Source organism: Erythrobacter oryzae (assembly GCF_030271515.1).
Taxonomy (GTDB): domain Bacteria; phylum Pseudomonadota; class Alphaproteobacteria; order Sphingomonadales; family Sphingomonadaceae; genus Erythrobacter; species Erythrobacter oryzae.
The window spans coordinates 454,283-468,154 of sequence record NZ_JASCXI010000002.1 but is presented as its reverse complement, the minus strand read 5'-3'; the positions used below and the strand labels follow the sequence as shown (position 1 = coordinate 468,154).

10 protein-coding genes are annotated in these 13,872 nt (G+C 68.5%); 5 read left to right on the top strand and 5 right to left on the bottom strand.

What is annotated here, in order from left to right; all coding sequences use genetic code 11:
- Positions 1-121: 121 nt before the first annotated feature.
- Positions 122-1,141 (bottom strand): LacI family DNA-binding transcriptional regulator, encoded by a 1,020-nt coding sequence (locus tag PFX90_RS06995; protein WP_285711659.1) that lies wholly within the window; start codon positions 1,139-1,141, stop codon positions 122-124.
- A gap of 178 nt (positions 1,142-1,319) precedes the next feature.
- Between PFX90_RS06995 and PFX90_RS06990 the strand changes: the two genes are divergently transcribed.
- From PFX90_RS06990 to eda, 4 genes are all read left to right on the top strand, one after another.
- The gene (locus PFX90_RS06990) at positions 1,320-2,642 is read left to right on the top strand and encodes a sugar MFS transporter (protein ID WP_285711658.1); all 1,323 of its coding nucleotides are present in this window, start codon (positions 1,320-1,322) and stop codon (positions 2,640-2,642) included.
- Between the two features lie 72 nt (positions 2,643-2,714).
- A complete protein-coding gene (gene zwf, locus PFX90_RS06985; protein WP_285711657.1) occupies positions 2,715-4,154 on the top strand; it encodes a glucose-6-phosphate dehydrogenase in 1,440 nt (479 codons plus the stop codon).
- Entirely contained in the window at positions 4,147-5,964 is a 1,818-nt protein-coding gene (gene edd / locus PFX90_RS06980) for a phosphogluconate dehydratase (RefSeq protein ID WP_419180085.1), read from the top strand. The genes zwf and edd overlap by 8 nt, the downstream gene beginning before the upstream one ends.
- Complete coding sequence (gene eda / locus PFX90_RS06975) at positions 5,964-6,572, top strand: bifunctional 4-hydroxy-2-oxoglutarate aldolase/2-dehydro-3-deoxy-phosphogluconate aldolase (protein WP_285711655.1); 609 nt, start codon at positions 5,964-5,966, stop codon at positions 6,570-6,572. Before edd ends, eda begins: the two co-directional genes overlap by 1 nt.
- A 312-nt stretch (positions 6,573-6,884) precedes the next feature.
- On the opposite strand, the gene PFX90_RS06970 is transcribed toward eda, so the two are convergent.
- From PFX90_RS06970 to PFX90_RS06955, 4 genes are all read right to left on the bottom strand, one after another.
- A complete protein-coding gene (locus PFX90_RS06970; RefSeq protein ID WP_285711654.1) occupies positions 6,885-7,796 on the bottom strand; it encodes an alpha/beta hydrolase in 912 nt (303 codons plus the stop codon).
- A 45-nt stretch (positions 7,797-7,841) separates the two neighbouring features.
- The gene (locus tag PFX90_RS06965; RefSeq protein WP_285711653.1) at positions 7,842-8,723 is read right to left on the bottom strand and encodes an ROK family protein; all 882 of its coding nucleotides are present in this window, start codon (positions 8,721-8,723) and stop codon (positions 7,842-7,844) included.
- Positions 8,723-9,808 (bottom strand): glycoside hydrolase family 68 protein, encoded by a 1,086-nt coding sequence (locus PFX90_RS06960; protein ID WP_285711652.1) that lies wholly within the window; start codon positions 9,806-9,808, stop codon positions 8,723-8,725. The genes PFX90_RS06965 and PFX90_RS06960 overlap by 1 nt, the downstream gene beginning before the upstream one ends.
- Positions 9,809-9,903: 95 nt before the next feature.
- Positions 9,904-12,315 (bottom strand): TonB-dependent receptor domain-containing protein, encoded by a 2,412-nt coding sequence (locus PFX90_RS06955; RefSeq protein ID WP_285711651.1) that lies wholly within the window; start codon positions 12,313-12,315, stop codon positions 9,904-9,906.
- A gap of 214 nt (positions 12,316-12,529) precedes the next feature.
- Here PFX90_RS06955 and PFX90_RS06950 point away from each other — a divergent pair, with 214 nt between their 5' ends.
- Positions 12,530-13,870, top strand: a complete 1,341-nt coding sequence (locus PFX90_RS06950; RefSeq protein ID WP_419180084.1) for an MFS transporter — start codon at positions 12,530-12,532, stop codon at positions 13,868-13,870.
- The last annotated feature ends 2 nt before the right edge of the window (positions 13,871-13,872 follow it).

The window sequence follows — 13,872 nt, the reverse complement described above, 5'->3', positions numbered from 1 at the left end:
GCCCGCAGCGACGCGGCCTTCAGGCCGCATGAGCGAGGACTTCGCACGCCGGATGGCGTGCGGAACACAAAGACGCCCCTCCACCATGCTGCGCATGGTCCCCCTCCCCTGAAGGGGAGGATCAGCGCGCGGTACTCCCCCGCGCGATCAGCTTGACCGGCACGCGGCGGCGGGCTGCCTCGCCATCGTCGAGCACTGCCTCGACCAGCGCGGCACCGGCCTCGGCAGGATCGGGGGCGATGGTCGTCAGCGGGGGGCGGCTAAAGCGGCCTGCGACCAGATCGTCGAAGCCCATCACCCCCACCTGATCCGGCACCGCGATGTCGGCGGCGGCGAAGGCCTCGAGCGCGCCCAGCGCCATCGCGTCGCAGGCAGCGAAGACGGCATCGACCCCCTCCCCCCGCTCGATCAACCGGCGCGCGGCGCGGCGGCCTTCCTCCTCGCGGGTGGCGGCGTTGACCGTGGGGGCGAGGCACGGCTCCAGGCCCGCCGCGCGCATCGCTTCGGCATAGCCCTCGTAGCGTTCGGTGAACTGCACCTGCGGCGTGTTCAGCGCGCCGAGGAAGCACGGGCGCTTGTAGCCCTGCGCCAGCAGATGCTCGACCGCCAGCCGCCCGGCCGCGCGGTTGTCCGAGCGCACCCAGTCCAATTCGTCGAAGGGCGAGCCCCAATAGGCGACCCGCCGCGCCTCCCCCTCGATCCCGCGGAAATGCTCCCATGCGGCGGCATTGGTGGTGGTGCCGATCACCACGAGGCCATCGGCGCGGCCCTGTTCCTGGTAGTGGCCGAAGAAGTCCCCCGGGCGGGCCTGGAAGCTCACCAGCGTCTCGAAGCCCTTTTCCGACGCCGCGACGCACACGCTCCCCAGCAGGGCATAGGCGAAGGGGTTGATGCTCGAGGCGCTGTCGCCCTCGCGGCAGATCACCACGACGGCGAGCGTGCCGGTGGAGCCGCGCCGCAGCCGCGCAGCACGCTCGTCGACGAAGTAGCCCAGTGCTTCGGCCGCCTCGATCACCTTGCGGCGGGTGGCCTCGGCGATCGCGGGGCTGCCCGAGAGCGCACGGCTGACGGTCGGCTGGCTCACGCCCGCCCGTTCCGCCACATCGAAGGATGTCGGCCGTCTCTTGGGTCCCCCGTTCATACGTGCCACTCTAGGGCGCAAGCTTATCCCCGCGCAAGCGCCAGCGTTCTTTGGGCTGCATTGGTATACGCACTGGAAATCGCCGCCCGCTTCTTGCAGGTTGACACGAATGCGCGAATTGTGAACGTTCGCAAAGTAGGCGGGCGGAGCAACCGCGCGCGGGGAGAGGGATCGGCAAATGGCAATGGCACCGGGTGCGGCATCGGCCGCTGGGATGGGCGCAAGCGACACGCCGCAGGTCGACGCGCCGGGATTGAACTACTTCGTCTTCGCGCTGTTCTTCATCTTCGGCGGGATCACCTCGCTGAACGATGTCATCATCCCCAAGCTCAAGGAGTTGTTCACATTGAACTTCTTCGAGGCGAGCCTGGTGCAGTTCTGGTTCTTCATCGCCTATGCGGTCGTCGGCATCCCCGGCGCGCGGCTGGTCAAGCGGCTGGGCTACATGCGCGGCGCAGTGGCGGGGCTGGTGACGATGATGGCGGGTTGCCTGATGTTCATCCCGGCGAGCCAGACCGCGCTCTTCCCGATGTTCCTGTTCGCCTATTTCGTCCTCGCGACCGGCGTGGTGCTGGTGCAGATCGTGGCAAACCCGCTGATCAGCCTGCTGGGGCCCGAGCGGACCACCTCCAGCCGCCTGACCTTTGCCCAAGCCTTCAATTCGCTGGGGACGACGATCTTCCCCTATGTGGGCGCGATCCTGATCCTCGGCAGCCTTGCCGGCGTCAGCGCCGCGCAGCTTTCGGGCGAGGAACTGGCCGCCTATCGCACCGCCGAGAGCCAGGCGATCGTCAACGGCTATCTCGGCCTTGCCGCGGCGCTCGCGGTGGTCGCAGGCGTGGTGTGGCTGTTCCGCGACCGGCTGGGCGGCGAGAAGCACGAGCAGACCAGCCTTGCCGACGGCCTTGCCCTGCTGAAGCGCCCGCGCTTCGGCTACGGGGCGGCCTGCATCTTCCTCTATGTCGGCGCGGAAGTGGCGATCGGCAGCTTCATCGTCAGCTTCCTGATGCAGTCGCACGTGCTGGGCCTTGCCGAGCAGGACGCGGGCAAGCTGATCTCGCTCTATTGGGGCGGCGCGCTGGTGGGGCGCTTCATCGGCTCGGCGGTGCTGCGCTTCGTCAGCCCGGGCCTGACGCTGGCGGCGGTGGCAGGGGGTGCGATCACGCTGATCGCGATTGCGGCCAACACCAGCGGCACGGTGGCGGGCTACAGCCTGCTGGCGGTGGGCCTGATGAACGCGATCATGTTCCCGACGATCTTCAGCCTCGCCTGCGAGAAGCTGGGGCCGAGGGCGGCGGACGGATCGGGGATCATCAACGTCGCCATCGCGGGCGGCGCGATCATCCCGCCGATGTACGGCGCGCTGGCCGATGCGACGAGCCTCGCCTTCGCGCTGGTGCTGCCTGCGGCGTGCTACGCGATCATCGCGGGCTTCGGGGTGTTTGCGAGGAAGCCGGCGGTCGGCCCGGATACCTCCGGAGTTGCCGGCATATTTGAATAAGTATGCGCCCACTGGCGGTCGGAGCCCCACGCGCCTAGGTAGGGCGCGACGCAAGAAGGGGCCCCGACCGCCATGAGCTTCACCGCTGACCGCCTGCTGCTGTTCGGAGCCACCGGCGACCTTGCGCAGCGCATGCTGCTGCCGAGCCTGTTCGCGCTCGACGCCGACGGGCTGCTCGCGCCCGATCTGAAGATCATCGGCACCGCCCGCAGCGCCATGTCGGACAGCGAATACCGCAACTTCGCCCGCGCCGCGCTCGAGAAATACCTTCCCGCCGAACGCCGCGGCAGCATGGCGGGGTTCCTGAACCGCCTCGCCTACCAGACCCTCGATGCGACCACCCTCGAAGGCTATGCCGATCTCGCCGAGAAGGTCGGCACGCCCGAGCGCGGCCTCGCGATCTTCCTCTCGACCGCGCCGAGCCTGTTCGGCCCCACCATCAAGGGCCTGCAATCGGCGGGGCTGACGGGCGAGACCGTGCGGATGTGCCTCGAAAAGCCGCTCGGCACCGACCTTGCCACCAGTCGCGAGATCAACGATGCGGTCGCCGGCGCCTTTCCCGAAAGCCGCATCTTCCGCATCGACCACTATCTCGGCAAGGAGACGGTGCAGAACCTGCTCGCGCTGCGCTTTGCCAACATCATGTTCGAGCCGCTGTGGAACGCCGCGCACATCGACCATGTGCAGATCACGGTGGCCGAGACCGTCGGGCTCGAGGGCCGCGTTGCCTTCTACGACGATGCCGGCGCGATCCGCGACATGGTGCAGAACCACATGCTCCAGCTGCTCGCGCTGGTCGCGATGGAGCCCCCCGCCCACTTCGACGCCACCGCGGTGCGCGACGAGAAGGTCAAGGTGCTGCGCGCGCTGCGCGGCGTCGCCTCGAACGAGACGGTCACCGGGCAATACCGCGCCGGGGCGATCGGCGGGCAGGCGGTGCCGGGCTATGACGAGGAGCTGGGCAAGGAGAGCGACACCGAAACCTTCGTCGCGATCAAGGCCCATGTCGACAACTGGCGCTGGAAGGGCGTGCCCTTCTACCTGCGCACCGGCAAGCGCATGCCCAAGCGCGTGACCGAGATCGTGATCCAGTTCCGCTGCGTGCCCCACTCGATCTTCGCCGGAAAGGGCGCGACGATGCAGCCCAACCGGCTCGTCATCGGCATCCAGCCCGAGGAGAACATCACCCTCTCGCTGATGGCGAAGGTGCCGGGGCTCGACCGCGAGGGCATCCGCCTGCGCTCGGTGCCGCTCAACATCGCCATGCCCGACGCCTTCAGCGGCGCGGTGCGGCGCATCGCCTATGAACGCCTGCTGCTCGATCTGGTCGAGGGCGACCAGACCCTGTTCGTGCGCCGTGACGAGGTCGAGGCGCAGTGGGAATGGGTCGATGCGATCCGCGCCGGATGGGCGGCGGACGGCCTCACCCCCAAGACCTACACCGCCGGCAGCTGGGGCCCGAGCGCGGCCATCGCGCTGGCCGAACGCGACGGAGTGACTTGGCATGAGTAATCCGGGCATGAATGACGTTCTTCACAAGGTGACGCAGCGCGTCATCGAGCGATCGAAGCCGACCCGCAGCGCCTATCTCGACCTCATCCGCCGCGAGGGCGACAACATGGGCGAGCGCAACGCCGTCTCGTGCTCGAACCTCGCCCATGCCTATGCCGGGATGGAGGAGGACAAGGCGGCGCTGGTCGCCGGGCGCGGCGCGAATATCGGCATCGTCTCCGCCTATAACGACATGCTCAGCGCCCACGCGCCCTATTACCGCTATCCCGAGCGGCTCAAGATCTACGCGCGCGAGATCGGCGCCACCGCGCAGGTCGCAGGCGGCGTGCCCGCGATGTGCGACGGGGTGACGCAGGGCGAGACGGGGATGGAGCTGTCGCTCTTCAGCCGCGACGTCATTGCCCTTTCGACCGCGGTCGCGCTCTCCCACGCGATGTTCGATGGCGCGCTGCTGCTGGGCATCTGCGACAAGATCGTCCCCGGCCTCTTGATGGGCGCGCTGCGCTTCGGCCACCTGCCAATGATCTTCGTCCCCGGCGGGCCGATGCCGACCGGCATTGCCAACAAGGAAAAGCAGCGCGTCCGCCAGCTCTATGCCGAAGGCAAGGCGACCCGCGCCGAGCTGCTGGCGAGCGAGATGGGCAGCTACCACTCGCAGGGCACCTGCACCTTCTTCGGCACCGCCAATTCCAACCAGATGATGATGGAGATGATGGGCCTCCACGTCCCCAATTCCGCCTTTATCAACCCCGGCACCAAGCTGCGGCAGGCGCTGGACCGCGCGGCGGTGCACCGGGTGGCGGAGATCGGCCGGAAGACGGGCGACTACCGCCCGCTCGGCCTCGTCGTCGACGAGAAGGCGATCGTCAACGCGGCGGTGGGCCTGCTCGCGACCGGCGGCTCGACCAACCACGCGATCCACCTGCCCGCCATGGCGCGCGCGGCGGGGGTGATCTTCGACTGGAACGACCTTTCGGACCTCTCCAGCGCCGTCCCGCTGATCGCGCAGGTCTATCCCAACGGCGCGGGCGACGTGAACCATTTCAACAATGCGGGTGGCATGGGCTTCGTGATCGGCGAGCTGCTCGAAGCGGGCCTCGCGCATGGCGACATCCTGACCGTGGCGCAGGGCGGCTTTGCCGACTACGCCAAGGAGCCGGGGCTGGACGGCGATGATCTGGTGTGGCGCGAGGTCGGCCCGAGCGGCGACGACACCATGCTCCGCCCGGTCGCGACGCCGTTCAAGCCCGATGGCGGGATGCGGCTGCTCGAGGGCAATCTCGGCCGCGCCTGCTTCAAGACTTCCGCGGTCGATGAAAGCCGCTGGACGGTGGAAGCGCCGTGCCGCGTGTTCGAGGATCAGGCGGCGGTCGCTGCCGCCTTCAAGGCAGGCGAGCTCGACCGCGATGTCGTGGTCGTGGTGCGCTTCCAGGGCCCGCGCGCCAACGGGATGCCGGAGCTGCACAAGCTCACCCCGCCCTTGGGCGTGTTGCAGGATCGCGGGCACAAGGTCGCGCTGGTCACCGATGGCCGCATGTCGGGCGCGAGCGGCAAGGTGCCTGCGGCGATCCACTGCACCCCCGAAGCCTTGGGCGGCGGCCCGCTCGCCCGCCTGCGCGACGGCGACGTCGTGCGCGTCTGCGCCGTCACCGGCGAGCTTTCGACCACCGCCGATCCCGCGAGCCGCGACCCCGCACCCGATCCGCGCGACGAACAGGGCGTGGGCCGCGAGCTGTTCGGGATGCTGCGCCGCTTTGCCGACGGGGCGGAACAAGGCGCGAGCGCGATGCTCGCCACCGGAGGAATGTGATGAATATCGACGCCATCATGCGCACCGCGCCGGTCATCCCGGTGATCGTGATCGAGGACGAGGCCCACGCCGTGCCGCTCGCCGAGGCGCTGGTCGCTGGCGGCCTCAGGGTGCTCGAAGTCACCTTGCGCACCCCTGCCGCCCTCCCCGCGATCCGGGCGATGAAAGAGGTGCCGGGCGCGATCGTCGGCGCGGGCACCGTCACCAACCCGCGCGAGCTGGACGCGGCGCTGGAGGCGGGAAGCGAGTTCATCGTCTCCCCCGGCCTCACCGAAAACCTCGGGAAGGCGGCGATTGCGGCGGGGGTGCCCTTCCTCCCCGGCATCGCCAATGCGGGCGACATCATGCGCGGGCTGGACTTGGGCCTCGACCGGTTCAAGTTCTTCCCGGCGATGGCGGCGGGGGGCCTGCCCGCGCTGAAAGCGCTCGCAGCGCCCTTCGGGCAGTGCCGCTTCTGCCCGACCGGCGGGATCAGCCTCGAGAACGCGCCCGAGTGGCTCGCCTTCGATCCCGTCCTGTGCGTGGGCGGCAGCTGGGTCTCCCCCAAGGGCGCGCCCGACAAGGCGGTGGTCGAGCGGCTGGCGAAAGAGGCTTTCGGGCTGCGGTAGGCAGTCCCTCCCCGTTCCGCAGGAATGGGGAGGTGGCACCGCGCAGCGGTGACGGAGGGGTTATCCTCCGCCGCTTCACCCCTTCGTCACGCGCCTGCGGCGCGCGCCACCTCCCCATCCGTGCCGGACGGGGAGGGACGTGAGGGCGCCCCCGCAAAACAACTTTCATACACGCCGGGAAGCTGACAGGCTCCCCGGATGACCTGCCTCATCCCCTCTCCAGCCGTGCCGAACCGGCGGTGGAGGGGACAGGCTTTTCCTGCCCTGGACAGTGTCTCATGTGTCTCCAACAGCGCCGCAGCGCGCTGCGACTCAGGGCCGCTTCGCCAACAACCACCCGAACACCTCGGGCAACCTTGCCGCCCAGGCGTTCTCCTCATGCTCGGCGCCTTCGTAGACCTTGCTCTCCCAGTCGCGGCCCTTCTGCCAGCCTGCGCTGGTGAAGCGCGCGTCGACGACCTGCTGGTAGGGCGCGTAGAACTGGTCGAGCGTCGCGGTGCCGTGGTCCAGCCACACCCGCCGCCCGTCGGGCTGGCCGAGGCGGGCGGCGAACCAAGCGTCCCACATCTGCCTGACCCCGCTGTCCTCCCCCGCCACCGCGCGCGGATCGACTGCGGGCCAGTGCGAGGAGACGCAGCCCGCGCGCCCGAACACCTCGGGCCTCTCGAGGAAGGCGTAGCAGCTCATAAGCCCGCCCATGCTCGACCCGACGATCGCGGTATCGTCGCGGCCCGGACGGGTGCGGAAGGAGGCGTCGACCCAGCTCTTCAAGGGCCCCGCGATCCACGCGAGGTAGCGGTCCGAGATGATTTCGCCCCCGCCCGCCGCATCCATCTGCGCCTTCAGCGCGGGCGGCGCGGCGTCATAGGCGCTGCGGGGGAGATACTGGCGGTAGCGGTCATTGCCCGGCGCCCAGATACCGATGATGATATGCGGCTCGACCTTGCCGCTCTTGACCGCCGCCAGCATCGCCGTGTCCGCGGCCCAGATCTTGTTGAAGTTGCTGTTCTTCACGTCGAACAGGTTGTGCCCGTCATGCATGTAGAGCACCGGGTAGCGCGCGTCCGAGGCGTCGTAGCCGGGCGGCAGCCAGATCGAGAGGCGCTGGGCGGGCAGGCCCGCGGCGGCGACGTCGCGATACTCGATGAGGCGTCCGGTATCCTCGGCCGCCAGCGGCATGGCGAACCCGATCAGCGCGGCGAGCGCGGCAAGCAGTCGGAACATCGGTGTCTCTCCCTCGCTCCCTTATCGCGAGGTAAAGCGGGCGGTTCAAGCCTCGGCAGCGGCCCGTTCGGCGAGCAGCATCGCGCCGGTGATGCCGCTGTTGGTGCCGAGGCGCGGCGCGATGATGCGGTGGCGGGCACCGCCGGGGAGGTAGCCTGCGTCGAGCGCGCGGGCGCGCGCGGCGACCTTGTCGACCAGCCCGGGGGTCTGTGCAACCCCGCCGCCGATCACGACCTCCTCGACCGCGACGCTGGCGAACAGCACGTGGCAGGCCTGCGCAATGTAGTCGGCGATGATCGCTTGGCCCGGGTGGTCGGCTGGGAGCTCGGAGAGCGAGACGCCCCAGCGCGCCATCACCGCCGGGCCTGCGGCGAGCCCCTCGAGGCAGTCGCCGTGGTGCGGGCAGACGCCGGCAAAGTCGCAATCGTTAGGGTGGCGGCGCGGGTAGATGTGGCCGATCTCGGGGTGGGCGATGCCGTGGACGGGCTTGCCGTCCAGCACCAGCCCGCCGCCGATGCCGGTGCCGATGGTGAGATAGGCGAGGCTCCCGCCAGCCTCCCCACCCCCGTTCTTGGCCCGCGCGCGGTGCTCGGCGAGCGCGGCGGCGTTGACGTCGGTGTCGAAACCGACCGGCACGTCGCCCAGCTCGCGAGCCAAGTGGCGCGCGACATCGGTGCCTGCCCAGCCGGGCTTGGGGGTGGTGGTGACGAAGCCCCATTGCGGGCTCGCCGGATCGAGCTCCACCGGTCCGAAGCTGCCGATCCCCAGCGCGGTCACGGGGCCTTGGCTTGCAAACCACGCCGCCGCCTCGGCGAGCGTCGTCGCCGGATCGCGGGTCGGGATGGTGTGGCGGGTGGTGATGGTGTCAGGCGACGGGCCGACTGCGAGGACGAACTTGGTGCCCCCCGCCTCGATCGCAGCCAGCATCAGACGGCATGCTCCAGCGCGAGACCGGCATTCTCGCCGTCGAGCGTCAGGCGCAGCAGCGCGGCGGGGACGCCGCCGAAGCGATCATCAGGAAGGACATCGACAAAGCTGCACACGGTAAGGTCCGCATCGACATACCAGCTATAGGTCTGCTGCGGCGCATCCTCGGGGTTGGCGAGCACGAGGCCCGTCCCGTTGAGGGGCCGCCACGGCCCTTCCATGCTGTCAGCCATCATCCCGTAAAGCCCTCCCGGTGCGTGGCCCAGACCATCGGCGAAGGTCGCGGTCTGGGTCGACCAGAAGGCGTAATAGCAACCGGCGTGGAATACCAGATGGGCGCGCTCGAGTTCGTTGTTGACCCCTTCCGCATGGATCGCGGGAGGGAGCAGTTCCCAGCTGCCGTCGGCGCGCTTGCGGGCGAGGCCGAAAGCGCCGTTGAAGGCGCTCTCGGACCCTGCAAGGCTGGCGGTGAAGGCGAGGTAGTCGGTGCCGTCCGCGGGGTCGCGGAAGAAGGCCGGGTCGCGGAAGGCCTTGATCTTGCCTGCCTCGCCCTCGTGCGCATCGGCGGGCATGTAGTGCGGGCCGTATCCGGTGACGAGCGGCGCGGGGGTCGACCAGCGGGTCGGCCAGCCATCCGCGCCGACGCTGGCGTGGGCCGCCCACAGCTCCTGCTGGTAGCCCGCAGGCCGCGCGGCGGTGCCGGCGGCGGTGAAGAACAGGGTGACGATGCCCTGGTCGAGCAGCGCCGAGCCGGCCCACTCGCGCTCATAGGGCACGTCCATCTCGGGAAGCACCGGCCCGTGGTCGAGCCAGTCATTGCCATAGCGTTCGAGCCAGTGGATCTTCGCCTCGAAGTGCCTGAGCGCCGGATCCCCGCGATCAGGCGCGGTCAGCGCCATCCACAGCTCGCGCCCGGCGAGCCGCGTGCGGTGCCCGCTCGCATCCTGCAGCGGCCACATGTCCCAGTAGAGCCGCGCCGGATCGAGCGCCCCGCGGCCCGCATCGCCCACCGGCGGGATCAGCGCAGCGGCCCCGAGCGGAGCCGCGATCCCGCGCACCTGTTCGGCTGTCCACTGGCTGGTCATCCGCGCTCACATCCCGTCATGTCGCATCAATCGAAAAAGCAGGGCCGGCCGCCGGGGGAGAGTGGCGGCCAGCCCCTTTGCCACGGGTCCGGTTATCAGAAGTCGAACCGGACCGAGGCAAGCACCGTGCGTCCGGCGATCGAGCGGGCGCGCACGATCCCGTTGGCCGGGATCGAACCTTCCTCCGCCTCGGTGAAGCCGGTGGCGTTGAACAGGTTCTGCGCGTTCAGACCCACCTCGATCCGGTCGATCGGACGGAAGGCGACGAAGGCGTTGACCTGCGTGTAGGCGGGCAGCTTCAGCTGGTTGCTATCCTGCGTGTAGCTGTCGGTCGTGCCGACCACGTTGGCACCCAGCGTGAACATGTCGGTCTCGTACTGCGCGGTGGCTTGGTAGACGAGATCGGCCTGGCGGCGCGGGGTGTTGCCGATGGTGGTGGCGTCGAGCGCGTCCTTGATCTCGGAATCGGTCCAGGTGGCGCCCGCCGTCAGGCTGAACGGCCCGGTGCGGTAGGAGCCTTCCAGCTCGATCCCGAAGGCCTCGTAGGTGCTGTCGAACAGCTCCAGCGGGGCGAGCTCGACGTTGGTTTCAGCCGTCTTGGCGTAGAAGCCGGTGGCGTAGAAGCCGATCCCGCCCGACTGATACTTGGCGCCCACTTCGAGCTGGTTGACCGTCGCGACCACGCCCGCATCACCCCCCGGCAGGCTGCCGTCGGTGGTGCTGACGGCCGGCGAGAACAGCGAGCGGTCGGCGGTGTGACGCCCGCCGCGGCTGTAGCGCGCGAAGACCCCGAGATCGTCGGTGACGAGGTAGTTCGCCCCCAGCGAGTAGCTGAAGTAGTCGAAGTTGTAGTTCACCGGCCGCGCATTGCCGAGCGGCAGCACCGAGGTCTGGCTCTCGGCGGTGCTGATCGTGCCGTTGCGGTCGAAGTCGAAGCTGCCGACACCGCTGCCGAAGCCGGTGTCCGAGCCGGTGATCGTCCCGCTCGCATCGCCGAAATCGTAGCGGATCGAGGCGTCGAGCGTCAGGCGGCCGGTCTCGAACGAGAGCGAGGCAAAGGGCGCGTAGGTCGAGTAGTCGACATCATAGGACCGGCGGCAGCAATTGCCGAAGAAGGTCGCGCCGAAGCCGACCGCGCCGTTCTGGGTGACGACCTGCCCGCCCGCATTGCGGATGTTGACGAGCACCGCCTGCCCGTCACCCTGCACGGTCTGGACATGGCTGGTCCACAGCCAGTCGGTATCGACCGTCTGGCGCGAGAGGTAGAAGCCGCTGGTGAAGTTGAGCGAGCCGCCAGCGACATCGAATTCCTTGTTCACGCGGAAGTCGTTGGTGATGTTGTCGAGGCTGTTGAGGCGGGTGTTGAACACCACCACATTCGTGAGCAGCCCGTTGCCGCCGATGGTCGCCGGGTTGGCGACCTGCCCCGCATTCGGCCCGCTCGCGAACAGGATGGTCGAGCCCGCGCCGCCGATCGCATTGGCCACGTTCTGCGCGCTGTCGGCACCGGCCGGGAAGGGCGAGAGGAAGCCGCCCGAATTGTCGGCGAAGCGGAAGCGGTTGGTCAGCGTCCAGCCGCCGCCCACGTCTATCTCGGCCTCGATGCCGAAGGCCTTGGACTGGACCGAAAGCCCGTCACGGAAGTCGAAGCTGGTGGGATTGTTGTTCCCGTCGAGCGTCACCGCCTGGCCGAGGAAGGGGCTGTAGAGCGAATCGGTGCGCGGATCGAAGCCGGGGATCGCCTGATAGTCGGGCGAGCCGTTCGAACCGCTCACCCGCACCGGCTGGGGCAGGATGGTGGGCGTGCGGTCGTCGAGATACTTGGCGGAAAAGCGGATGTAGCCGCCGTCGAATTCCTTGGTGATGTTGGCCTTGATCTGGCCGCCGTCATAGCCGTTGTAACCGATGTCGCGCGGGCCTTCGCCGGTGCGGTAGAAGCCGCCGACGTGGAAATAGAGATCCGCGCCGAGCGGCGCGCCGTAGTCGAAATCGAGGCGGTAGGTCTCGAAGTCGAGGCCGACCGTGCCCTGAATCGCGCCGCCTTCCTCTTTGCCGGTCTTCGAGATGAAGTTGATCACCGCGCCCGGGGCGTTGGAGGCGAAGGTCGAGGCCGAACCGCCGCGCACCGCTTCGACGCGGGCGACCGAGCGGTCGGCGCGCAGGAAGTTGTCGGCGTTGCCGAAGATGATGTCGCCGAATTCGAGGATCGGCAGGCCGTCTTCCTGCAGCTGGATGTAGCGCGCACCGCCGGTCGAGACCGGGATACCGCGCACCGCGATGTTGGCGTTGCCTTCACCGCCCGAGGCTTCCGAGCGGATGCCCGGGATCTGGCGGATGAGGTCGGCCGAGGACGGCGCGTTGAGCTTGGTGATCTCGTCGGCCCCGATGGCGCTGACCGAGACCGAGCTTTCGATGCGGTTCTGGCCGCGCGCGACCGCGGTGACGATGATTTCCTCGCCTTCGACGGTGTCGTCGACCGAATCCTGGGCGAAGGCGGGGGTGGTCATGAGGGCCGACACGGCGGCACCGGCGCAAAGCGCGTAACGCAATTTCATCATTGGTCTCCTCTCGGGCTCGCGCATCTTCGGGCGCTGGCGAAGCGATGCCTAATCATATTGCAAACGTTTGCAACAGGAATCTTGCAATCGTTTGCAAATGACTCGGATTCGTGTCACCTCTCGGCCACAGCATCGCTTATAAGGTGCGGACGAGAGGATTGGGATGAGGCTCCATATGTCGGAAAAGCCGCGGCTTTCGCTGCTCAGAATCATCGAGATGAACATCGGCTTCTTCGGCCTGCAGTTCTCTTTCGGGCTGCAGCAGGCGAACATGGGCCCGATCTACGGATTCCTCGGCGCGGACGAGGCGTCGATGCCGCTCCTGTGGCTGGCGGGGCCGATGACGGGGCTGCTGGTGCAGCCGATCGTCGGCGCCATGAGCGACCGGACCAACACCCGACTCGGCCGCCGCACGCCCTATTTCTTGGTGGGCGCGGTGATCTGCTCGCTCGCGCTGTTCGCCATGCCCTATTCCAGCGCGCTGTGGATGGCGGCGAGCCTCTTGTGGATCCTCGATGCCGGCAACAACATCACGATGGAGCCCTACCGCGCCTATGTGGCTGACCGCCTCGCGCCCGAGCAGCGATCGGTCGGCTTCCTCACCCAGAGCGCCTTTACCGGCTTGGCGCAAACCCTGTCCTACCTCGCGCCCTCGCTGCTGACATATTTCGTGGCGAAGGACGTGCTCGATGCGAACGGCATTCCGGTGATCGTGCGCATCGCCTTCGTGATCGGCGCGATCCTCTCGATCTCGACCATTCTGTGGTCGGTGCTGCGGGTGCGCGAGTTGCCGCTGGACGAGGCCGAGGCGGCGCAGCTGGCCGCCAACCCGCTCACCGCGCGCGGCACGCTCATCGAAATCCGCGATGCGGTCCGCGAGATGCCGCGCCCGATGCGCCAGCTCGCGGGCGCGATGCTGTGCCAGTGGTATGCGATGTTCGCCTATTGGCAATTCATCACCTTCGCCGTGGGCCGCTCGCTCTATGGCACCAGCGACCCGGCGAGCAGCGCCTTCCGCGAGGCGACGCTGACCACGCAGCAGGCGGGCGCGCTCTACAACTTCATCGCCTTCCTCGGCGCCCTCGCCCTGATCCCGATCGTCAAGCGCTTCGGCGCGCGGCCGACCCATGCCGCCTGTCTCGCCGCCTCGGGCGCGGCAATGCTGCTGATCCCGGGGGTGACGACCCCGACCGCGCTGTTCGTGCTAATGCTAGGCATCGGCATCGGCTGGGCGGGGATGATGGGCAACACCTACGTGATGCTCGCCGACTGCATCCCGCCGGAGCGGAACGGCATCTACATGGGCATCTTCAACCTTTTCATCGTCATCCCGATGCTGATCCAGACCCTCACCATGCCGCTGATCTACGCGCCCCTGCTGGGGAGCGATCCGCGCAATGTGCTGATGCTGGGCGGCGTCTTGATGCTGGCGGGCGCCATCGCTACGCTGCTGGTGGACGCCGGCCATCGCCGCCCCCGCGAACAGGGGCTCGCCGCCGGCTGAGG

Coding starts and splice junctions, on each gene's coding strand:
- PFX90_RS06995 (WP_285711659.1), bottom strand. CDS start 1,141: ATGAACGGGGGACCCAAGAGACGGCCGACATCCTTCGATGTGGCGGAA.
- PFX90_RS06990 (WP_285711658.1), top strand. CDS start 1,320: ATGGCAATGGCACCGGGTGCGGCATCGGCCGCTGGGATGGGCGCAAGC.
- zwf (WP_285711657.1), top strand. CDS start 2,715: ATGAGCTTCACCGCTGACCGCCTGCTGCTGTTCGGAGCCACCGGCGAC.
- edd (WP_419180085.1), top strand. CDS start 4,147: ATGAGTAATCCGGGCATGAATGACGTTCTTCACAAGGTGACGCAGCGC.
- eda (WP_285711655.1), top strand. CDS start 5,964: ATGAATATCGACGCCATCATGCGCACCGCGCCGGTCATCCCGGTGATC.
- PFX90_RS06970 (WP_285711654.1), bottom strand. CDS start 7,796: ATGTTCCGACTGCTTGCCGCGCTCGCCGCGCTGATCGGGTTCGCCATG.
- PFX90_RS06965 (WP_285711653.1), bottom strand. CDS start 8,723: ATGCTGGCTGCGATCGAGGCGGGGGGCACCAAGTTCGTCCTCGCAGTC.
- PFX90_RS06960 (WP_285711652.1), bottom strand. CDS start 9,808: ATGACCAGCCAGTGGACAGCCGAACAGGTGCGCGGGATCGCGGCTCCG.
- PFX90_RS06955 (WP_285711651.1), bottom strand. CDS start 12,315: ATGACCACCCCCGCCTTCGCCCAGGATTCGGTCGACGACACCGTCGAA.
- PFX90_RS06950 (WP_419180084.1), top strand. CDS start 12,530: ATGAGGCTCCATATGTCGGAAAAGCCGCGGCTTTCGCTGCTCAGAATC.